At 45.5% G+C, this 22,701-nt stretch carries 20 protein-coding genes and 1 riboswitch; all 20 genes read left to right on the top strand.

Annotated elements, in window-relative coordinates:
• Positions 1–163 precede the first annotated feature (163 nt).
• On the top strand, positions 164–394 hold the full coding sequence (locus tag Q7Q81_RS09805; RefSeq protein ID WP_304275747.1) for a hypothetical protein: 231 nt from the start codon (positions 164–166) through the stop codon (positions 392–394).
• Between the two features lie 448 nt (positions 395–842).
• Positions 843–1,013: riboswitch (cobalamin riboswitch) on the top strand.
• Positions 1,014–1,237: 224 nt separating this feature from the next.
• Positions 1,238–1,639, top strand: coding sequence for a hypothetical protein (locus tag Q7Q81_RS09810; protein WP_304275750.1), 402 nt, complete (start codon positions 1,238–1,240; stop codon positions 1,637–1,639).
• Positions 1,640–1,713: 74 nt separating this feature from the next.
• A complete protein-coding gene (locus tag Q7Q81_RS09815) occupies positions 1,714–4,119 on the top strand; it encodes a TonB-dependent receptor (RefSeq protein ID WP_304275753.1) in 2,406 nt (801 codons plus the stop codon).
• 97 nt (positions 4,120–4,216) lie between these two features.
• The gene (locus Q7Q81_RS09820) at positions 4,217–5,263 is read left to right on the top strand and encodes an ABC transporter substrate-binding protein (RefSeq protein WP_304275756.1); all 1,047 of its coding nucleotides are present in this window, start codon (positions 4,217–4,219) and stop codon (positions 5,261–5,263) included.
• On the top strand, positions 5,260–6,321 hold the full coding sequence (locus tag Q7Q81_RS09825) for a FecCD family ABC transporter permease (protein ID WP_304275759.1): 1,062 nt from the start codon (positions 5,260–5,262) through the stop codon (positions 6,319–6,321). Before Q7Q81_RS09820 ends, Q7Q81_RS09825 begins: the two co-directional genes overlap by 4 nt.
• 2 nt (positions 6,322–6,323) lie before the next feature.
• Positions 6,324–7,097: an ABC transporter ATP-binding protein gene (locus Q7Q81_RS09830; RefSeq protein ID WP_303711063.1), complete on the top strand. Its 774-nt coding sequence runs from the start codon at positions 6,324–6,326 to the stop codon at positions 7,095–7,097.
• Between the two features lie 93 nt (positions 7,098–7,190).
• Positions 7,191–8,390 (top strand): hypothetical protein, encoded by a 1,200-nt coding sequence (locus Q7Q81_RS09835; RefSeq protein ID WP_304275762.1) that lies wholly within the window; start codon positions 7,191–7,193, stop codon positions 8,388–8,390.
• Positions 8,387–8,743, top strand: a complete 357-nt coding sequence (locus Q7Q81_RS09840; RefSeq protein ID WP_304275765.1) for a CGGC domain-containing protein — start codon at positions 8,387–8,389, stop codon at positions 8,741–8,743. Before Q7Q81_RS09835 ends, Q7Q81_RS09840 begins: the two co-directional genes overlap by 4 nt.
• A 127-nt stretch (positions 8,744–8,870) precedes the next feature.
• Entirely contained in the window at positions 8,871–10,079 is a 1,209-nt protein-coding gene (locus tag Q7Q81_RS09845; RefSeq protein WP_304275768.1) for an ATP-binding protein, read from the top strand.
• 62 nt (positions 10,080–10,141) lie between these two features.
• Positions 10,142–10,549, top strand: a complete 408-nt coding sequence (locus Q7Q81_RS09850) for a GNAT family N-acetyltransferase (RefSeq protein ID WP_304275771.1) — start codon at positions 10,142–10,144, stop codon at positions 10,547–10,549.
• Positions 10,550–10,750: 201 nt separating this feature from the next.
• Complete coding sequence (gene hpf / locus Q7Q81_RS09855) at positions 10,751–11,290, top strand: ribosome hibernation-promoting factor, HPF/YfiA family (RefSeq protein ID WP_210684878.1); 540 nt, start codon at positions 10,751–10,753, stop codon at positions 11,288–11,290.
• Positions 11,291–11,420: 130 nt separating this feature from the next.
• On the top strand, positions 11,421–13,880 hold the full coding sequence (secA, locus tag Q7Q81_RS09860) for a preprotein translocase subunit SecA (RefSeq protein ID WP_009144771.1): 2,460 nt from the start codon (positions 11,421–11,423) through the stop codon (positions 13,878–13,880).
• Positions 13,881–13,998: 118 nt separating this feature from the next.
• A protein-coding gene (gene prfB, locus Q7Q81_RS09865; RefSeq protein ID WP_187363676.1) for a peptide chain release factor 2 occupies positions 13,999–15,103 on the top strand; the annotation gives its coding sequence in 2 pieces (ribosomal slippage) (positions 13,999–14,067 and positions 14,069–15,103; 1,104 coding nt in all).
• 28 nt (positions 15,104–15,131) lie between these two features.
• Positions 15,132–17,231, top strand: a complete 2,100-nt coding sequence (locus Q7Q81_RS09870; RefSeq protein ID WP_304275775.1) for a DUF5693 family protein — start codon at positions 15,132–15,134, stop codon at positions 17,229–17,231.
• A complete protein-coding gene (gene csaB, locus Q7Q81_RS09875) occupies positions 17,228–18,310 on the top strand; it encodes a polysaccharide pyruvyl transferase CsaB (protein WP_303706842.1) in 1,083 nt (360 codons plus the stop codon). The genes Q7Q81_RS09870 and csaB overlap by 4 nt, the downstream gene beginning before the upstream one ends.
• Positions 18,311–18,335: 25 nt before the next feature.
• Positions 18,336–19,013, top strand: coding sequence for a cell division ATP-binding protein FtsE (gene ftsE, locus Q7Q81_RS09880; RefSeq protein WP_210685478.1), 678 nt, complete (start codon positions 18,336–18,338; stop codon positions 19,011–19,013).
• Positions 19,003–19,890, top strand: coding sequence for a permease-like cell division protein FtsX (ftsX, locus tag Q7Q81_RS09885; protein WP_040564706.1), 888 nt, complete (start codon positions 19,003–19,005; stop codon positions 19,888–19,890). The genes ftsE and ftsX overlap by 11 nt, the downstream gene beginning before the upstream one ends.
• A 14-nt stretch (positions 19,891–19,904) precedes the next feature.
• Positions 19,905–21,050, top strand: coding sequence for a murein hydrolase activator EnvC family protein (locus Q7Q81_RS09890; protein ID WP_304275778.1), 1,146 nt, complete (start codon positions 19,905–19,907; stop codon positions 21,048–21,050).
• Positions 21,051–21,074: 24 nt separating this feature from the next.
• Complete coding sequence (locus Q7Q81_RS09895) at positions 21,075–22,229, top strand: S41 family peptidase (RefSeq protein WP_304275780.1); 1,155 nt, start codon at positions 21,075–21,077, stop codon at positions 22,227–22,229.
• Positions 22,230–22,241: 12 nt separating this feature from the next.
• Complete coding sequence (locus Q7Q81_RS09900; RefSeq protein ID WP_304275783.1) at positions 22,242–22,589, top strand: arsenate reductase family protein; 348 nt, start codon at positions 22,242–22,244, stop codon at positions 22,587–22,589.
• The last annotated feature ends 112 nt before the right edge of the window (positions 22,590–22,701 follow it).

Below are 22,701 nucleotides of genomic sequence, written 5' to 3' on the forward strand. Positions count from 1 at the left end.
TGACGGAAAAGTTTATCTATGATATGTATGAGGTGCGCTGCAGAGTGGATGAGGAAAAGTCTACGGGACGTATAAATATTGTGTATCTGCCGCAACACTGGCAATAGGACGGCGGCAGATAAGGCGCTGTCTGCAGCTTCAATTATCCTAATTTGGCAATATCGTGAAGACTGCGGCTGATGAATATGGCGATGAGCTGTCTAGTGAGCAGATTGTGCAGCTTTTCCGCAAGGAATACATCGACTTTGTTGGCAAATATCAGCTGCTGCGTCATCGCTTCACCGAGCTTAACGAAGCTGATGGCAGCATCCACAGCCGTTTTGAAGGTGAAATTGCTGTTGCAGGCGAAAAGAAGAGTGTAGTTGGTGTAGGTAACGGTCCTATCGATGAATAAAATTGTAGAGCAGGCTTTGCAGCGTTTTTTGCTGACAGAAAATTAAATATATGAAAAATAGGTATAGCGGTATGATATCTGGCCAAGTATATTACGTTAGACTAAGAATATAGTTGTAGGTTAGTTGACGTGTAATTACAATATAATAATGCTTTAAACATTAAGGACTTCGTTCTAAAATTACGGAGTCCTTTTTGATTTATCAGGTGCCGTAGGCACCTGCAAGCCAAAAGTACTCGATGTACTTTTGCTTGACGGGGGGGGGACGACGTGCTATAATTCTAGCTGTGACTAATTATGTAATTAAAGTTATTGTAAAATAAGAAAAAAGCCAATATACATAATTAACAATTTAGAGAGTTTCTCATGTAAGTATTTTTTCCTTTGAGGAACTGCAAACACTGCATGATATATTGCTATAAAATTTAAGAATCTAACTAGAGAACAAGAGAATAAAAGCGTATCAGGTGTATTTATACTTAATAGGTAAACAGGTGCAAAACCTGTGCTGTCCCGCAGCTGTAATGTGGAGCTGGCCTTATATAGTCACTGGGAAACCGGGAAGACAAGGCTGGCAGTGAAGCAGAGCCAGAAGAACTGCCTGATATAGGGCCTTTCAACAACCTGCGATGTACAGGATTGCGCTTTCCCAGGGATAAGTGCGTCTTGCTGTCACAGTACGGCAAGGCGCTTTTATTTTGACTGCAATATTTGTATGAAGTGTATTTATTATTCTTGCATATTAACATCTGACAAGCGGAACAAGGATAGCTTGGTCAGATGCTTTTATGAAAATAAATTTTGTCCCAGTATGCTCAAGGATTACGAGAGAAAGGAGGAGCTATGAAAAGGATATTTATGCTATTGACCTTAATTTTGGCGCTTATGTGCCCAGCACTTGCCGGTGCTGAGGTATCGAGTGACAAGATGATTTTGGACTGGACAACATCCAAGGTATGGGTTAACGGCGGCGAGCTGTGTGTAACAGGCACTTTTGTCAATAAGCGCAGTGATTTGACGATTACGAAGCTGAACGACTTTATTATGCGTGTGACCTACACAGATAAAAATGGCGAGCAGAAGCAGTTTACCGGCAGACCGGTAAAGTTTCCGCTGTGCAAGATTCCTGCCAATGGTTCACGTAAGCTGAATTTTAACTTTGGCAAATTTGCTGACGAAACTGTTGGCAACTGGGTAACGGCGCAGACCTATACGTTTACGTATATTAATGGCGCACGGTTCTAATAATGTTTTTGATGAGTATTAGGCGTTGAGTTTGCAAGAAACTCAAATTTTACAGAAAGAAGTGTATGAGTAACATGAAGAGAAGATATACAGCTGCGGCTGCTATGATGATGGTAATGGGCCTGTGCGCAAGCGCAAGCGCAGCATTTGACGAAAACCTGAACAGCTATACCTTAGATAGCATGATTGTAGAGGCTGACGCAGTTAAAAACAAGTTCGGCGATACTATTACTGAGCAGTCCTACTATCGTACCGGCGGCGACGTTAAAGTTATTACCCGTGAAGAGATTGAAAAACGTCATTATACTGATTTGACTGAAGCAATCAAACGTATCCCCGGCGTTACCTTCCAAAACCCCGGCTATCGTGGCGGCGAATATGGCTATCAGTTCTATAACAATGGTGTTTCCATCAATGGTGATACCCGCGTAATTATTTTGGTTGATGGTCGTCGTGTAGACAATGCTGCCAGCACTCGTGTCGGTAGCAATACAAAATCCGGTTCTAAATCCACCGGTGTAAACCTTGACCAGATAACCAATATGGAAAATGTTGATAAAATCGAAGTTATCAAAGGACCTGGCGCTTCCGTATATGGCAGTGATGCAACCGGCGGTGTAATCAATATTATTACCCGTAAGGGCGGTGACCAGAATGTTGGATCTATCGATTTGTCTACCGGTTCTTGGCACAAACATAAATATGCTATCAGCTATTCCGGTAGTGCCGGTGATGACAATTCTTGGCATTACTTTATTTCTGCTAACCGTGATATGTCCGGTGATACCGGTTATAAAGACGGTATTGTCGGTTCTAACGGTTCCTTGGGTGGTTCTAAATGGAAGGAAGACGGAGTTAACTTCCGTGTAGATAAAGACTTCAATGATAAGCAAAACTTAAAGGTTTGGTACAACTTTAAGGAAGGCAAGGATGGCTATCCTATTGCTGTACCTAACATGAAATATTGGAATCAAAAAGACTGGAACGATATTATTTTCAAAGCTACTGTAGGCCAATTAGATGAAAATAATAAATTAATTGGCGGTACATTAACTGGCGATGCTAAAAATCCCGGTTATCATAACCTTTATGCATTAGATGGTCAGGTATACGGCTCCTTCAGTAAATTCAAAAATAATGACTGGGATGTACAGTATACCTTTAATAAAGAAAACGGCATGGAAAGCTTTATCCGTGTATATGATCAGAACCATCGCTATGCTCACCGTGATAAATATCAATGGTATGTAAACGGTAGAGGCGCAGCTGATGCATATAAAGCTGCATTTCCTAATGGCGCAACTAACGAACAGCTTTCCCAATGGATTAGCCAAAACTTAGCTCCGTTCCCGGATGGCGACCAAGAAAAGGTTAAAGAATGGTTGGAAAAAACAGGCGGCGCTGCACAGGAACCTACCAGTTGGCATGAAGAAAAGAATCGTGGTGTTCAACTGCAATATGCTAAAACTGTAGGTGTTAATGATATTATTGCCAGCGTAACCTATGACAAAGCTAAGAATTTCTCCAAGAGAATTAACAATGCAACCGGAGAGATTACAACCAGTCATGTAGATAGAAAGTCTACTACTGCTTATATTCAGGATAAAATTCATCTGAGCGATAAATGGGATATTACTCCTTCTCTGCGCTATGCAAAATACAGTGCTTTTGAAACAACTAATGATAAAGGCAAAACACAGGGTAAGGGCGATACTCATCTGCTCACACCGGTAATCAATACCCAATATATGTTTGATGATACCAGCAGCATGTATTTTGGCTGGACTAAAGTATTCCGTCCGTTAAAACAGGGTGACTACACCAGCGTTGACGGTGTATTCAAAACTCCTCTGGATGATGAAAAAGGCGATGCTTGGACTTTAGGCTTACGTAAAGATTTAAGTGATAAGACCAGCGTTGCGGTACATTATGACTGGACCCGTATGAGCAATGCTATTGCAACATTACCTATTTTCGTTGATGGTGAAATCAAAAATACCGCTGTTAATGCTAAAGAGGATAAACAATCCTTCAACCTGACTGTAGATCATCAATTTGATGAGCATTTCACCTTGAGCGCATCCTATTCTCATATGAAGGATAAATGGATGGCTAAAAACGGTTGGGTACTTGATCCGAGCTGGGGCTATAAGAATCCTGCTGATATCAACACTGCTATCAACAGCCTGCGTCCGCAAAACCATTATTCCTTGAACCTGTCTTATGAAAACGGCAAATTGTACACCGGCTTACTGACCAACTGGTATACTGGCTGCAGCGATTATGCATTCACTAACAATCGCTTCTTAGTTCTTGACTGGAACATGAACTATGAGGTTACCAAAGATTTGACTGCATATGTAATCGTAAGCAACCTGACCAATGAAGCTTATGAAACCTCTTATAACTCTTGGAATGGTGTTGGCAGCTCTGCAATGCCTGGCCGTTGCTGGATGGTTGGTATGAAATACAGCTTCTAACTTTTAACTGATACATCATACTCTATCTCCCTTTAGGTAAAGCACTACTGCTGGCGCAGTAGTGCTTTGCCATATTCGTACTAAGCTGAGGAAGTAAATGAAAAAAATATTAACAGTAGTGCTGCTGGGAGTATGCTTGCTGCTCACAGGCTGTGAACGCAACATCTTTACTCTGCCGGTAAAGGAAAACCCCGAAGCGCTATTGCGCTTTAACCACCCGGTAGAATATGCCTATAACCCTGCGCACTACCCCGTAACTATCGAAAATTATAATACCCAGGGCGAGCCTGAGAAGATGACATATACAAAGCCGCCGCAGCGAGTGGTGGCAGTCTGGCAGAACAGCATTGAAACACTGCTGGCTTTGGGTGTTGGTGACCGCATTATTGCCGGTAACGGCGTGCCGGACAAAAAGTTTTTCCGCAAGGAATATCAGGAGCAGTACAGCAAAATACCTTATACCGGACTGCAGCTTTTGGATGTGGAAACAACCATGATGCTGAAGCCGGATTTAATTGTAGGCTGGCATTCAACGTTTGCTCCGAAGGTGCTGCGCCCAACTGATTTTTGGCATAAGCGCGGAGTAAATACCTTTATCGCACGCTCTTCTATGATTGATGCGAAGCCGCGTACTCTGCAAAATGAATATAAGGATATTCTTGATTTAGGCAAAATCTTTGATAAAAATGAAAGGGCGCAGCAGCTTGTAGGACAAATGCAGCAGGAGGTTAATTTTGCCATCAGTCAGACTGCAGGCTACCAAAAGCGTCCGCGTGCTCTGGTATTGGAGTTTATGGGCAAGGAGCCGACGGTGTATGGCGAAAAATCTTTGGCAGGCAATATTGTCAAAGAGCTGCACGGTGAACTGCTGGCAGAAAAGCAGCGTGCTATTGGTCTGGAGCAGGTTGTAGAGCTTGACCCGGATGTTATTTTTGTGGTTGTCATTGAATCACATTACGGACATGAGCAGGATATGATTGACCGCGTTACCCAGCACAAGGCGCTGAAAAATTTGCGCTGCGTGAAGGAAGGACGTGTTGTAGCCTTGCCGCTGTATGCTATTTACAGCTCAGGCGTGCGCACCTATGATGGCATAAAAATTATTGCGGCCGGAATGTACCCGGATTTGTATAAGGAGAAATGATGATGGTTGATTTTTTGAAGAAGCAGGGGTACCTGTTCATCTGCCTGGGATTGCTTGCTTTGCTGGTAATTGCCTTGTTTTGGGCGCTGTCCATTGGTACAGTTAAGCTGCCGTTGGTAAATATTTACAATACTGTTGTAGAGCAGCTGTTTAGCGGACAGCCTATTGAAGGTGTTGACCGCGGACCTGTGCATGATATTATCTGGCTGCTGCGCTTGCCGCGCCTGGTATTGGCTGCCTTAGTAGGCATGGGACTTTCGGTCTGCGGCGTTATCATGCAGGCTGTAGTAAAGAATCCATTGGCTGACCCATATATACTGGGTATTTCCTCCGGCGCTTCGCTGGGTGCGACGGCAGCGATTCTGCTCGGTATCGGCGTAGCGCTGGGTGAAAACTTTGTAGGCATTGCAGCCTTTATCGGTGCCTTGGCTATGTCGCTGGGCGTACTGTTTATCTCTAACCTGGGCGGACGCAGCAATTCCGTTAAGCTGCTTTTGGCAGGCATGGCGCTGAGTGCAGTCTGCGGTGCTTTTTCCAGCTTTATCGTTTATTTTGCCAATAATAAAGAAGGCATGCAGACCATAGCTTACTGGATGATGGGCAGCTTTGCCGGTGCCAAGTGGGAAACACTTGCAGTTATCGGACCAATCGTAGTGTTGGCAGTAATGTTCTTCTGGACGCAGAGCCGTATGCTCAACCTGATGCTTTTAGGTGATGAATCTGCGTTGACCTTGGGAACGGATTTACATATTTACAGACAGATTTATCTGCTGGTAAGCTCTCTTATCGTAGGCTTTATAGTGTATGCTGCAGGTATGGTAGGCTTTGTCGGCCTGGTAGTACCGCACGTCATTCGTATGCTGGTAGGCACCGACCACAAAAAATTAATACCTGTTTCCGCTATGACAGGCGCGGTATTTCTGGTAATTGCCGACGGCCTATGCCGTGTAATTATTCCGCGCACCGAGCTGCCAATCGGTATTCTGATATCCTTAATCGGCGCGCCCTGCTTCGTTTACCTGATGATTAAGAAAACCTATGGCTTTGGAGGTAACTGATAATGGAGATTTTAGCAGAAGCAGTAAAAATGGCCTTCGGACCAAAGGAAATTCTTAAGGGAATAGATTTCAGCCTGCATAATAAGGAATTTGTGGGCATTATCGGGCCTAACGGAAGTGGTAAGAGTACTTTCTTAAAATGTGTTTACCGTGTGCAGAAGCCTACAGATGGTAAAATTACCTTCAACGGAACGCCGTTGGACGAGCTTTCCTACCGTGAATCGGCACTGCAGCTGGCGGTAGTAGCACAGCATAATGTTTACAGCTTTGATTTTTCGGTGTTGGAGGTTGTGCTGATGGGACGTTCGCCGCACAAGAAAATGCTGGAGCGTGATAATCTCAACGATTATCGCATCGCGCGCGAAGCGCTGGCTACTGTAGGTCTGGCGGACTTTGAAGAACGCAGCTTTGCTACCTTGAGCGGTGGTGAGCAGCAGCGTGTAATTTTGGCGCGTGCGCTGACGCAGCAGACGGAATGTCTGGTGCTGGATGAGCCGACAAACCATCTGGATATTAAGTACCAGCTGCAGATTATGGATATTGTAAAATCACTTGATTTGACTGTTGTAGCAGCAGTGCATGATCTGAATATCGCAGCGATGTACTGTGACCGTCTGGTTGCGATTAAGGACGGACAGATTGTTGGCATGGGAACTCCGCGTGAGCTGCTGACGGAAAAGTTTATTTATGATATGTATGAGGTGCGCTGCAGAGTGGATGAGGAAAAGTCTACGGGACGTATAAACATTGTGTATCTGCCTCAACATTGGCAGTAGGACGGCGGCGAATAAGGCGCCATCTGCGGCTTCAATTATCCTAATATAAGTTTTCTTGACATACTATATTTTTTCAGTTCAAGGAGGGTTAAAATGAAAAAGCTTTTATTGATTCCGGCATTCATGGCCATGTTCTTCGCCGGCAGCGTAGCAGTTCCTGCTGCCTTCGCTGCTCAGCCTGCACCGCCGCAGGAAAACAAAATGATGCTGCCGCCGCCCAAAGACGGCAAGCGTCCGCCGATGCCGCCGCGCATGCGCCGGCCACAGCTTTCCAATGCAGAGGCTGCGGAAAAACTGCAGTCCGCATACGGCTACCGTTATTCTGATATGCTGCGACTGTTGAATATCGGTCATAGCTATGGCGATATGAACACAGCCTGCTTGTATGCGTATCTGTCCGGTGAGCCGGTAGAAAAGGTGCTGCAGCTGCGTCAGCCTGCAACCTGGGGCAGGGTGCGTGCGCAGCTAGGGCTGACGCCTAAGCTGTATGCCGAAAAATATATGGAGTATCAGGCAAGCTATCTGCCTGCAGACAGCCTTGTAGACAGAGAAACGGCGCTGAAATATCTGCGACAGGGTTATCCGCTGGGCGATATTCAGCAGGCTGCCAAGCTGGCCAAGGAGAGCGGCAAAACTTTGGCACAGGTATTGCCAATGCGCACTGTTACCTGTGACTGGAATCAGGTTAAGGAAAAGCTGGGCTTGCAGCAGGAACAAAAACAGGACAAACCTTTCGCTTTTAGAGGACGCGGCCAGCGTAGCGGTGCCGGTTTTGCCGGCTTGCATACGCGCAACATGACGGCAGAAAGAGCTGTAAAGATTTTCCATGCTGATTATCTTTTTGATGAAGCAGAATTATTACCATTGTACGAAAAATATGGTTTCGAAGGCTTGGAGGATATCTGCCTGCATGCCTACATGAGCAAAAAATCTTTGCAGGAAATTATTGACCTGCGCGATAAATATTCCTGGGAGCGCATGAAGTATGTGCTTGGCTTAACACCGCAGGTATATTTTGACAGCTGCGTGGAATATCAGGCACGCCGTTTGGCAGAACGCATGAATATTCCGCAGAAGGTAACAAAAAAATATATGCATATGGGTTACGCAATGCATCATATCAACAGCGCGTATTTGTTGGCACAAAAGGCCGGACTGGATATTAAGGATGTTATTGATTTGAAGACCACGAAAAATTCCTGGCAGGACGTGGCGCTGAAAATCGGTTTGACTGCAGAAGACTGCCGGGAGGTTAAGAACAAAATTAGTAAGGACTTTGGGAGGCACTCATGAAACGTATTGTAATTTTACACTGTCTGCATTCAAATAGTGTTTGTACGGGTGCAGCTTGTTTAAAGGCATTTAATAAAAAAACCGGCGCTTTCGCCAGATATGGTGAGGAACCGCTGGAGCTGGAGGCCTTTTGGAGCTGCAACGGCTGCGGCGACTGCCGTTTTAAGCATCAGGAGGGTATCGAAGAAAAACTGGAGCGTATTATCAGCCTGAAGCCGGATGTGGTACATGTGGGCATTTGCGTTAAGCAGCGCACGCAGGATGGTCAGGTTGTTACTTGCAAAAAAATTGAAGAAATTTGTGAGCGCTTGGAGGCTGCGGGACTGACGATTGTGGAAGGTACGCATAGATGAATTATTGAAAAAATATGATTATAACCTAAAAACAACATAAAAGAAAAAAGTTTTGCGGGTATAATCGTAAAAATGTTGAAAAGCAATGCTTTTTACGGTTATAATATATGTATAGGGGGTGTCTAAGATGATTAATAGACCACTTTATACAAAGAAAATTATGGAGTATGTTGATACTCCGTTCATAAAAATTCTTACAGGAATCAGACGCAGCGGTAAATCAACTATTTTAAAGCTAGTTATGCAAAATTTAAAGGAGCGTGGCATTGATGACAGGCTCATTATAAGCTATCGTTTTGATTCGATGGAATATGATGGCTATACTGCGAAACAGATGTACCAAGAACTGAAAAACAGATTAAATCCTGATGAAAGGACATATCTTTTTTTAGACGAAGTTCAGGAAATCAATAACTGGGAAAAAATAGTTAATTCCTTGTCTACGGAATTTGATGTAGATATTTATATTACTGGTTCTAATTCACGTATGTTGTCATCGGAAATAGCTACATACCTTACTGGCAGATATGTTTCTTTCAGAATATATACCTTATCTTTTGCAGAATATCTGGATTTTAAGAGCCGCTATACGGAGATTGCTACTCCAAGACAAGAGCTTATAAATTATATAAAGTTAGGCGGCTTTCCTGCAATACATTTGCATGCGTATACTGAAGATGAGATTTATACTATTGTTCGAGATATCTATAATTCTACAATTTTCTCGGATATAGTAAAAAGAAATGAGGTACGCAAGGTTGATCTGTTGGAGCGAGTTGTAAAATATGCTTTTAACAATGTTGGTAATACTTTTTCTGCAAAGACAATATCCGACTATATGAAATCAGAGCACAGGAAAATTGATAATGAAACAGTATATAGTTACTTGGAGAAATTAGAAAAAGCATATATTTTACATCGTTGTCAGCGTTATGATTTAAAGGGTAAAGAACTACTGAAAACGCAAGAGAAGTTTTATTTGGCAGATACAGCTTTGCGTTATAGTGTATTGGGTTATAATGATAATAGCGTAGCTGCGATGTTGGAGAACGTTATTTACTTGGAGTTGTGTCGACGTGGATATAGAGTGAATATCGGCAAAATAGATTCTGGTGAAATTGATTTTGTCGCTACTAAACAGAATGAAAAGCTTTATATACAGGTTACACAACAAATCATCTCAGCAGAAACAGAAAAACGAGAATATGCAAGGCTGTTGGATATAGATGATAATTTTCCAAAGTATGTTTTAAGGACAGATGAGTTTGCCGGTGGAAATTATAAGGGTATTAAGAGTATGCATGTAGCAGACTTTTTGTTAAGCGAAGAATATTGATTTTAGCCGGAGTATGCAAAACAGCAGGCTTCCGGACTGACGATTGTGGAAGGTACGCACTGATGAATGAACTTAGATTTGCAGAATACAAGAACTACAATGAAGCCGAAATTATGGCGTTATATAGTAGTGTTGGCTGGAGTAATTATACCAATAATCCGGCAATGCTAAGAAAAGCTTATAAGAATTCACTTTATGTTTTAGCTGCTTATGCTGATGGAAAGCTTGTGGGGATACTCCGTGCTGTCGGTGATGGTGCTTCTGTGGTTTTTCTGCAGGATTTAATAGTGCTGCCGGAATTTCAGCGTCATGGCATTGGTTCACAGCTTATGCAAAGAGTTATGGAAAAGTACGCCGATGTCTATCAACTGCAGCTCCTTACAGAAGCAAGTGAAAAAAATATTGCTTTTTATGAATTCCTTGGGTTAAAAAGAGTCGAAAAGTATGGTTGCTGCGCTTTTATAAGATGAGGATGTTAACATCGGTTATAAGCTGTAATCAATGTAACACTATTGCAACAAATCTAAGCAAATTAGATATTTTTTGCAAACCTAAGCAGGAGTTTTCGTTCCTATAGCGAAATATAGAAGCAAAGGGATAAAGCCCGAGCCCTTGATAGAAAAATGGTAGCACCAAAGCAATTTGGCGACATACCAAAGGAGGCATTGATTATGAGTGTAAACGTAAAAGGCAGAAACATTGATGTAACCCCGGCTCTGAAAGAGTATGTGGAGAAAAAAATTACCAAGGTTACTAAGCAGTTTAAGACTGTTGGTGACATTTCTGCAGTACTGAAGGTTGAGAAAGGTAACCATATTGTAGAAATTACGGTTCCTGCAAGCGGCATTTTGCTGAGAGCACAGGAAACCACGAAAGATATGTATTCCTCCATTGATTTGGTTGTAGAGAAAATTGAACGTCAGATTCACAAATATAAAACTCGTCTGATGAAGAGAAAATACAGCAACTTTGCTGATACCGCTGTTCCTGCTCCGGCACCGGCTGCAGAAGCTGCTGATGAAGGCGAATTCGAAATCATCAAGAATAAACGCTTCATTATGCATCCTATGACTCCGGAAGAAGCAATTCTGCAAATGAATCTGTTGAACCACGATTTCTTCGTATTCTACGATCCTGATCTGGGTGCTACTAATGTAGTTTATCGCCGTAAGGATGGCAAATATGGCTTGCTGAGTCCTGAACTGAAATAAAACAAATATTTTAACCTAAACTTCACAAAAAAGCACAGGATTTGCTCCTGTGCTTTTTGCTTTTTAAGAGAGATTCTGTTATAATTTAAAATTAGGTGTATAGTCTTTTCAAACACCATAATTTTAAGGAGTGATCGTGTTGCTCGAAGGCATTTTAAAGAAAATTTTTGGTGACCCCAACGAAAAAGAAATCAAAAACATTCGTGTAATCGTAGATAAGATTAATAGTCTGGAAAAGGATATGGAAAGCCTTAGCTCTGCCAATCTGGCAGCCAAGACCAGCGAATTTAAAGTACGTTTGCAAAAGGGTGAAACCCTGGACGATATTCTTCCGGAAGCATTTGCCGTTGTCCGTGAAGCATCCAGACGTGTTACCGGCATGCGTCATTTTGATGTACAGTTAATTGGCGGTGTAGTACTGCATCGCGGCAAAATTGCCGAGATGCGTACCGGCGAAGGTAAAACATTGGTAGCTACTGCGCCTGTATATCTGAACGCACTGACCGGCAAAGGCGTGCATGTTGTAACTGTCAATGATTATCTGGCACGCCGCGACAGCGAGGATATGGGCCGTATTTACAAGTTCCTCGGTCTGTCTGTAGGTCTGATTGTGCATGATATGGACTTCCCCGACCGTAAGGCTGCTTATGCTGCAGATATTACTTACGGTACAAATAACGAATTCGGCTTTGACTATCTGCGTGATAACATGGTAGTTGATGAAAATCAGATGGTTCAGCGTGAGCTGAATTACTGTATTGTCGATGAGGTCGACAGTATCCTGATTGACGAAGCGCGTACCCCGCTGATTATTTCCGGCCCCGGTGAAAAATCCACCGAGCTGTATCAGGTTCTGGCCCGTGTTGTTGCCAACATGGAAGAAGGCGAGGACTATACTGTTGATGAAAAACAAAAACAGGTAGCACCTACCGAAAAGGGTATTGCCAAGGCAGAAAAAATGCTGGGCATCGGCAACCTGTATGACAATGAGCACGGTGTGGACTACTCCCACCAGATTATGTGCGCTCTGAAGGCTAAGGCTTTGATGCACCGCGACCGCGATTATGTGGTTAAGGATGGTCAGGTTATCATCGTCGATGAATTTACCGGACGTCTGATGTTCGGCCGCCGTTTCTCCGAAGGCCTGCACCAGGCAATCGAAGCTAAGGAAGGCGTAAAGGTAGAACGCGAAAGCCAGACGCTGGCAACTATTACCTTCCAAAACTACTTCCGTATGTACAAAAAGCTTGCCGGTATGACCGGTACTGCTAAGACTGAGGAGCAGGAGTTCCAGAAGATTTATAATCTGCCGGTTGTTGTTGTACCTACCAATAAGCCGATGATCCGTATCGACTATCCTGATGTTATCTATAAAACACGTATTGCCAAATACAAGGCAGCAGTCAACGAGATTGAAGAATGCCATAAGTCCGGCCGTCCGGTACTGGTTGGTACTACTTCCATCGCTCAATCCGAAGAGCTGAGCGCTATGCTTAAACGCCGCAACATTCCGCATAACGTGCTGAATGCCAAATACCATGAAAAAGAGGCTGAGATTATTTCTCATGCAGGCCAATACGGTGCTGTAACCATTGCTACCAACATGGCAGGCCGTGGTACCGATATTACCTTGGGTGAAGGCGTTCCTGAATTAGGCGGTCTGCATATCATCGGTACCGAGCGTCATGAAAGCCGTCGTATCGATAACCAGCTGCGTGGCCGTTGCGCCCGTCAGGGTGACCCCGGTTCTTCCAAGTTCTTCCTGAGCCTGGAGGATGATCTGATGCGTCTGTTCGGCAGTGATAATATTGCCGGCATCATGGATAAGCTGGGCATGGAGGACGATGAGCCGATTGAACACAGCCTTGTTACCAAGTCCATTGAAAATGCGCAGAAGAAGGTTGAAGCACGTAACTTCAGCATTCGTAAGCATGTCCTGGAGTATGACGATGTTATGAACCAGCAGCGTGAGGTTATTTACTCTCAGCGTCATAAAATCCTGCATCAGGAAAATCTTAAGGATACCATCAAGGAAATGGTTGATGAAACCGTTGAACGTACTATGACCATGTACGCACCGCCTGAGGTTTACTCTGAGGATTGGGATCTGCAGGCTCTGATTAACTACGCTGAGGATTTCTATGCTCCGCGTGGTCTGTTGACTGTAGATTACTTGCAAAACCTCAGCCGTGAAGAGCTGGCTGAATATCTGCAGAAGGTTGCTGATGACAACTACCAGGCACGTGAGGATGCAATCGGTCCCGAACTGATGCGCGAGCTGGAAAACCTGGTTATGCTGAAGGTTGTAGACAACCATTGGATGGAGCATCTGGATGCTATGGATATGCTGCGTGAAGGCGTTGGCCTGCGTGCATATGGTCAGAAGGATCCGCTGGTTGAGTACAAATTTGAAGCCTACGATATGTTTGAAGCCATGATGGAGGCTATCAAGGAAGACGTTGTTCGTTACATTTACCGCGTCAATGTTATTACCCAGCCGCAGGTTGAAGACCCGCTGGAAAATGCTTCCACCAATAACCCGACTCCCGAGGGTGACGAGGGTAATTTGAAAGCTGAACCCAAGAAATAATTTTAAGTCAGCAGCCTTGGCTGCTGACTTACTTTCGCCTTGTTTGCAAGAACTCGGCAAAACGGCTGAGGCCGTAAATAACTAATATTTGCTACACGAAAGGTTGTGAGGAATTTTGTTGATTGAAGAATATAAGCCTGAAATTACAAATCTGCAAGCAAAATTAGAGGAAATGAGGGGATCTCTTTGACATCGCTGTCAAAGAAGATCGTATTGCAGAATTAGAACATAAAATGGGTGATCCTACTTTTTGGGATGATCCGGAAAAGGCACAAAAAACTGCGCAGGACGTTAACAGCTTAAAAGAAGAGGTTGACGGTTTCCATAAATTAAGCGCAGGTGTTGACGATTTGGAAGCTTTGCAGGAAATGGCTGCCGAAGAAAATGATGAAAGCCTGCTTCCTGAAATGGATGAGCTGCTGGCAAAATGCCGCAGCGAGCTGGAACATTTGGAGCTGGGTATGCTGCTCAGCGGTGAATATGATGCCAATAATGCTATCCTGACACTGCATGCAGGTGCCGGCGGTACTGAAGCTCAAGACTGGACCAGCATGCTGCTGCGCATGTTTACCCGTTTTGCGGAGCAAAACGGCTTTGCGTTGGAGATGCTCGACTATCAGCCGGGTGATGAGGCCGGTGTAAAAAGTGCTACCATTCAGGTTAACGGCCATAATGCTTATGGCTTCTTGCGCTCTGAAAAGGGTGTACACCGTCTGGTGCGCATTTCTCCGTTTGATGCCAATGCCCGCCGTCATACCTCCTTTGCTGCGGTAGACGTAATGCCGGAGCTGGATGATACTGTTGATGTAAATATTAATATGGATGAGGTGCGTGTCGATGTTTACCGTTCCAGCGGTGCCGGCGGTCAGCACGTCAACAAAACGTCCTCTGCTGTACGTATGACACATGAACCGACGGGTATCGTTGTTCAATGTCAGAATGAGCGTTCCCAAATTCAGAACCGTGAGCGCTGCCTGCAGATGCTGCGTGCAAAATTATATGAATATGAAAAGGCTAAGCAGGATGCTCTTGTCAGCGATATTGCCGGTGATTACCAGAATATCGAATGGGGCAGCCAGATCCGTTCCTATGTGTTCCAGCCCTATACTATGGTTAAGGACCATCGTACAGGTTGCGAAACAGGCAACATTCAGGCTGTTATGGATGGCGATTTGATGCCGTTCGTAGAAGCATATCTGCGCAGTCAGCAGAAAAAGGTTTAATAAAGCGAGGTCTGGACAGGTGAATTTTATGAAAAGCCGATATAATCCTTTGCTTTTGGCAGTAATCGTAATCGGTCTGGTTTGTGCCTTATGGCTGAACGTTGTCCGTCACGATGTTGAACAAAAAAACAATACTGTAGAAATGGCTATGGAGTACGAGGGCTTACGTAAGCTGGCCGCTTTGCAGGGCCTGCCGGAGGAGGATGTACTGCGTCAGTTTAAGGATGCAGGCATCAACTCGCTGATGATTTTCGATACTACGTTGGAGCGCCTGACTAAAAACGGCGAAATCCGGACGGTAACAGGCGGTGAGCTGCGTCAGGCAGCTGCGCTTGGTTCCGGCATGGGTATTTTCGCTAATGTGGGAGCCGGCGATGTTGAAGAAAATGCTGCTTACGTTGCTGCTACTGACAAGCAGTCTGTCTTAGATGATGTAGAGCAGGATTTGTGCCTGCGCTACGGTGCTGACCGTGTAAAGGTTGTAAGTGAAAATCCGCGTATTATCAAAATCAAGGGCAGCACTACACTTCTGCCTGAGGGTAAATACGATGAGCCTCAGGGATTGCTGCAGGCTCCTTTAGGTTTGCCGGTGCAGGATATGCGTAAGGTTGCTGCTTTGGGCTTCAAAATTATCGTACGTCCGCAAAATTATGTGGATGTAACGGATGAGCAGATTGACGGCATTTTTGCCCGCATTAAAGAAGCCGGTGTACCGGTTGATGCTCTGATGCCATGCGGTACAGAGGTTGTGGGCTATCCTAATAAAATGCAGCATTTGGGCGAGCGCATGAAGGAAAACAACATGACGCTGGTAATGCTGGAGCATTACACTCAGCTGCAGTTTGCCAAAATCGACGGTCTGTTGCCTTTGGCTGAGTTCAATGACTATAAGGCTGCCCGTTCCTATGTTATCGACCCGACCGAGCAAAAGAAAATCAGCGTGGGCGAGGCTTTGCGTCGGTGGGCACTGACGGACGAGGAGCGCAATATCCGCGTGAACTATATCCGTCCCTTCCTGATGCCTGAGGGTGGTCAGGATATTATGAAGACTAACCTGAAGTATGTGCGTGATATTAAGGCCAGCGTTGAAGCGCGTGGTTATACTATCGGCGAAGCAGGTGTTTTCAGCGCCGAAAACAAAGATGGCTTTGCACCGTATTTCCCCGCTAAGGTAAACTTTATTCCTATTGTATTGGCGATTGCCGCCGGTGTAGTGCTGTATCTTGCGTTGCTCTTTAACCTGGGCGGTAAGCAGCAAATAGCACTGTGGGCTGTTTTTTCTGCCGGAGCTTTGGCACTGCTGTTTATCGGCCGCGGCCTGTTTACGCGTCAGCTGCTGGCTTTGGCGGCAGCAAGTGTTTTCCCGGTGCTTTCGATGAATGTTATCTTTAACATTTGGGATAAAAATACGAGTGATAAGCACAGTCTGCTTGCTATCTGTTGGAACGGTATCTGGCAGCTGGCACTGGCTATTGCTTTGTCTTTGGTGGGCGCAGCCTTCCTGTCGGCTATTTTGACAGACAGCCGCTTCCTGTTGGAAATTGATATTTATCGTGGCGTAAAATTAACCTTTGTTCTGCCGGTTATGCTGACAGCAGTTCTCTTTATGAAACGCTATGACCTGCTGCAGGTTGTGGGCAAAGGCTTGAAAACTCTGTGGGAGCGCCTGAACGGTCTGCTTGATACAGAGATTACCTTCCGCCATGTAGCAGTGCTTGCGGTGCTGCTGTTTATTGCTTATTATTTTGTCGGCCGCAGCGGTCACACCGGTGGTGTGCCTGTACCGGCAATTGAATTGAAGATGCGTGCTTTCTTAGAGCAGCTGATGTATGCACGTCCGCGCGAAAAAGAATTTATGATCGGTCATCCGGCATTTTTCGTGGCAGTGCTTGCTGTTTACCGTTGTGCACCACGTTGGTGGCAGTTTGTACTTACCTGTGCTGCCGTTATCGGACAGGGCAGTCTGGTGCAGACCTTCTGTCATATGCGTACACCGGTTGTTATGAGCTTTGTACGTGCTCTCGACGGCTATGCTGTTGGCGTTGTATTCGGCGTAATCGCTGTACTGGTGCTTGGCATGCTGTTGCCTTTAGTTGTTAAGTTTAGAAGGAGATACCTTGAAGAATGAGTAAGATCGTGATTTCCGGATACTATGGATTTGCTAATGCCGGAGATGAAGCTATGCTGACCGCGATCATTAAGGCTTTGCGCAGTACGGAAAAGACCGTGGAACTGACGGTTATCTCAGGCAATCCGCCCGCTACTGCCGCAAGACACAAGGTGAATTCTCTTCATCGTTTCAGCTTTTGCAAAATTTTTGCTGCCCTCATGGACTGCGACCTGCTGCTCAGCGGCGGTGGCAGTCTGCTGCAGGACGTTACCAGCAAGCGCAGTCTGTTATATTATCTGTTTATCCTGGCTTTGGGCCTGTTGCTCAAAAAAAAGGTCATGCTTTTCGGTCAGGGTATAGGACCTATCCATAACAGACTTATGCGCAGGCTGACTAAATTTATCTGCAGCCGGGTGGATTTAATTACCGTGCGTGACCAGGATTCTTTGTATGAACTGCGTCGCATCGGTGTACCGGCGGAAAAGGTGCAGCTGACAGCCGATTCTGTGCTGACTTTGCCGCAGGAGAGTAAGGAAAAAGGACTCGAGCTGCTGCAGCAGTTTGGGGTGCCGCAAGATAAAATGCTGATAGCTATAAGTGTACGTAAATGGCAGGAGGATGATAAGTACCTGCTGGAGCTGGCTAAGGCTGCGGATATTCTGGCTAGGGAATATAAGGCACATATTGTGCTGCTGCCGCTGCAATATCCTGTGGATGTGGCTGCCTGCAACAGATTACAGCACTTTATGAGGAGCAAGGCAGACAGTACTGTTTTGGAAACCGGATGTGATACCGAGCAGTTTTTGTCGCTGATGGGTAACTTTAATCTGCTTATCGGTATGCGTCTGCATGCACTGATTTTTGCTGCAGTTATGGAGCTGCCTTTTGTGGCTGTATCCTATGACCCCAAAATTGACGGCTTCGTCAAAGACATTAACGGCATCAGCGCAGGAGCTGTGGAAACACTGCAGGCTGCGCAGGTAGTTGCGTCTGCGCGCAAGGCGCTGGCCTCTGCCAATGCTGCTCATGGACTTTTGGATACATTGAGAGCGAAAGCTTTTTTAAATGCAAAGGAAGCCTTTGATTTATTAAATTGAGAGGAGATTGAAGGTAGTGCTGAAAATGACTGATGTAAGCAAGGTATATCCCGGTGGGTCTGTTGCCTTGCAGAACGTCGATATTCATATTGAACCAGGCGAATTCGTCTTTGTTGTAGGACCTAGCGGCGCTGGTAAGTCTACCTTTATCAAAATGCTGTTCCGTGAGGTTCTGCCGACCACGGGCAGCATTTTTGTTAATGGCGTGGATATTTTATCGCTGACACCCAATGAGATTCCGTATATGAGGCGTCAGCTGGGCATAATTTTCCAGGATTACCGCCTGCTTCCGGACCGTACGGTTTATGAAAACGTAGCTTTTGCTATGGAGGTAATAGAAACACCGCGCCGCAAGATTAAGCGCAGAGTGTTGAATGTATTGGATCTTGTCGGCCTGCGTCACCGTGCCGATGCTTATCCTAATGAGCTGAGCGGTGGCGAGCAGCAGCGTATCGCTATTGCCCGTGCTATTGTCAACGATCCTATTATGGTAATTGCCGACGAACCTACAGGTAACCTGGACCCGGAAACAAGCTGGGATATTATGGAAATCTTTAAGGAAATTAATGCTGAAGGAACTACGATTGTCATGGCAACTCACGATAAAGAAATAGTTGATGCCATGGGCAAGCGCGTTATAGCCATAGAGGACGGGCATATCGTACGTGATGAAGCAAGCGGGGTATATGGCTATGAGCTTTAGTACAAAAGAATATTTTGTTAAGGAAACCTATAAATCTATCAGGCGTAACGGCTTTATGAGCTTTGCTTCTATTTCGACTGTAGCGGTTTCGCTGTTAGTGCTGGGAATGTTTCTGCTGATTTTTCTCAACACCAACAATTTGGCACAGTATCTGGAAAGTCAGGTACAGGTGTCGGTCTATATGCAGGATAATGCCTCTGCGGAGGAGCTGAAAGCAGTAGAGGCGAAGCTGAAGAAGATGCCCGGTGTAGTCAAGGTAACGCCGGTAAGCAAGCAGCAGGCTCTGGCACGCTTCAAGGAGCGTCTTGGCGATCAGGAGCAGCTGCTCAACAGCTTGGGTAAGGACAATCCTTTCCCAAATTCCTTTGAGGTGCAGGTGGATAATCCCGAGCGTATCAAGGTTATCACGCCTTCTATCGGACAGCTGCCTAAGGTAGAAACAGCTAAATTCGGTCAGGAGGTTGTAGAGCATTTATTTTCTCTGACCAAAATATTGCGCTTCGGCGGCATTGTGCTGGTTATATTTTTAGCTATGGCAACGCTGTTTATTATTTCCAACACTATCCGTCTGACGGTTTTTGCCCGTCGTAAGGAAGTTGTCATTATGAAATATGTAGGTGCAACCGACTGGTTTATCCGCTGGCCGTTTTTGCTGGAGGGAATGACCTTAGGCTTTTTCGGCGCCGTGATTGCATCTGTCTGCATTAACAGCCTTTACGCCGGGCTGTTGGAAAGAATCCATGCTACTCTGGCCTTTCTGCCGTTACTGCCCACATCTCCCTTATTGTTTTATGTAACAATATTTTTACTGGCGGCAGGTACCGGTATCGGCGCTTTGGGCAGTTATATCTCCTTGCGTAAGTTCTTGCGCGTTTAAGGGAGGCAGAAGTGATGGAGAAAAAGAAGCTGGGCGGTCTGCTGCTGGCATTATGGCTGGCAGTGCTGCCGCTTTACGGAGCCATGTGCTTTGCCGATACTGCTGATGACAAGCGTGCCGAGCTGAATGATGTACGTCAGCGTATGGAGCGGATGCAGACCCGCAAGGAGCAGGCGCGCAGGAAGGCTGAAAGCGCCAGCGCGGAGCTTAGCGAGGTTATGGGCAACCTTAACGAACTGCAGGCACAGGCTAATAATCTGCAGAAAAAAAGCGATACTCTGCAGGGAAAAATAAATGATAACCAGGCTAAGCTGGAGAAAAAGCAACAGGAAATGCAGGAGCGGATGTTGATTTACCGCAAGCGTCTGCGTGATATTTATATCAACGGTCAGATAAATTATCTGGATGTGCTTTTGGGTGCCAAGGATTTTAGTGATTTTTCCTCGCGCATGTATTTGCTGCAAAAAATCATCAGCCGCGACTTGGAGCTGTTGGAAAAGCTGAAGCAGGATGCTGCGGAAATCAACAGCCGCAAGGAGCAGCTGGCAGCTGAAATGAAGGAAATCAAGGCTACCCAGACAGAGCTGGAAGCAAAAAAGGCTAAAGTAAATAAGCTGCGTGAGCAGCGTGCCTATATGCTTTACAAGGCCCAGGAGGAAGAGCAGTCCAGCCAGGAGGAATATGAGCGTCTGCTGGCTATTTCGGAAAATATCGCCGCTATGCTGCGTAATATGGAAAACGCAGGCGGCGGTGCTCCTGCAGGACAAGGCGGTACAGGTCAGTTTATGTGGCCTTGTAACGGTCCGATTACTTCCTACTATGGTTGGAGAACGCATCCGATTTTCGGTACAACCAAGTACCATAGCGGTATGGATATTGCTGTTGATTCAGGAACGCCGATTCACGCTGCTGACAGCGGCACGATTGTTTACAGCGGCTGGCTTGGAGGTTACGGCAACTGCGTAATGATTGACCATGGCGGCGGTCTGGTAACGCTTTATGCACATAATTCGGCGTTAAATGTTGGTGAGGGGCAATATGTAAGCAAGGGCGCGGTAGTTGCCTATGCCGGCAGTACCGGTTATTCTACCGGACCACACTGTCACTTTGAAGTGCGTCTGCATGGTGAGCTTACGGAGCCGTTAAATTATTTACCGTGACAGATATAAACGGAGGCAGGAAAAGTGTTTAGAAAAAGAAGATGGCAGCTTGCAGCCTACTGCCTGCTTACAGCGCTGCTGACTACCGCAGCGGTAGTGGGAACAGAAGCTGTGCTGTTAAACAGGTTGACAGGCAGTGCCTCTGAATCGGTGCGCTTTTTGCGCACTATGAACCTTTTAAAGCGTAACTATAATGGTGAGGTAGATAATCGCCAGCTGTTTGACGGCGCAATAAAAGGTATGGTGGAAGCTGCAGGCGATCCCTATACAGTTTATCTTAACAGTAAGGATTTTCAGCAGCTGAGTGAAATGACAGGGGGCAGCTTTGGCGGTATCGGTATTGTTTTTGGCAAACGCGGTAATGACTATGTAGTTATTTCTGCTTTAGAGGATAATCCGGGCGCAAAAGCTGGTATTAAGAGCGGCGATATTATTACTGCGATTGACGGTAAACCGACGCGTGATATGAATATGGAGCAGGTAGCCAACAAAATCCGCGGCAAGCATGGCACTGTTGTTAAGCTGGAGCTCAAGGGCAAGGATGGTAAACTGCGTACTGTGAGCGTTGAGCGTGGCGAAATCAAAAATCCGTCTGTTGGCGGTCAGCTTTTGCCGGATACAAAAATCGGTTATATCAGAATAGCCGTATTTAATGAAAATACCGGTGATGACTTTGCCAAAAAATACGCAGAGCTGGAGAAACAGGGCATGCAGGCCCTGGTGCTTGATCTGCGTGGCAATCCCGGCGGTGTTTTTGATGCAGGTGTTGCAGTTGCCGGTATGCTGGTGCCTAAGGGACCGATTGTTTCTGTTGTAGATAAAAACGGCAACAAGTATGAAGAAACCTCCAGCCTGGAGAAGGTGAAATATCCTTTGGCTGTGCTTGTTGACCATGGAAGTGCCAGCGCTGCGGAAATTGTTGCCGGTGCGATTAAGGATACCAAAAGCGGTAAGCTTTTCGGCACCAAAACCTTCGGTAAGGGCAGTGTGCAGTCTGTATATCGCCTGGACAATAATACTGCAGTAAAAATTACGGTGGCTAAATATTATACTCCGTCCGGCGTTTCTATTCATAATGTAGGCATTGAGCCTGATGTGAAGGTGGAGTTGCCAGATGACGCTACCGTTGATGTTCAGCTGAAGGCGGCAGAGGATTACCTGCTGCAGCAGCTACAGTAAGGAGGTATAAAGATGTTATTTGTTTGCTATCCTAAGTGCTCTACCTGCAAGAAGGCAGAACAGTATCTGCAGGCTAAGGGCCTGAGCTTTACTGTGCGTGATATCAAGACTGATAATCCGACAGCTGACGAGCTGCGTACATGGTATGCAGCCAGCGGTTTGCCGCTGAAACGCTTCTTCAACACCAGCGGTAATCTGTATAAGCAGCTGGGATTGAAGGATAAGCTGCTGACAATGAGCGAGGACGAGCAGCTGGAGCTGCTTGCAAGCGATGGTATGCTTGTCAAACGTCCGCTGGTAATTTATGACGGCGGCGTGTTGGTTGGCTTTAAACAGGCTGAATATGACGAGAAGCTCTGATATATTAATTTAAAACAACTTTGGAAAAACAGGCAGAACTTATGCGACAGGTCTGTCTGTTTTTTCTCTTTCGGAAGTACAGTTACTTTGCCGTCACGAAAACAGCAAATGT

The sequence above is a fragment of the Phascolarctobacterium succinatutens genome (assembly GCF_958453765.1).
Classification (GTDB): domain Bacteria; phylum Bacillota; class Negativicutes; order Acidaminococcales; family Acidaminococcaceae; genus Phascolarctobacterium_A; species Phascolarctobacterium_A succinatutens_B.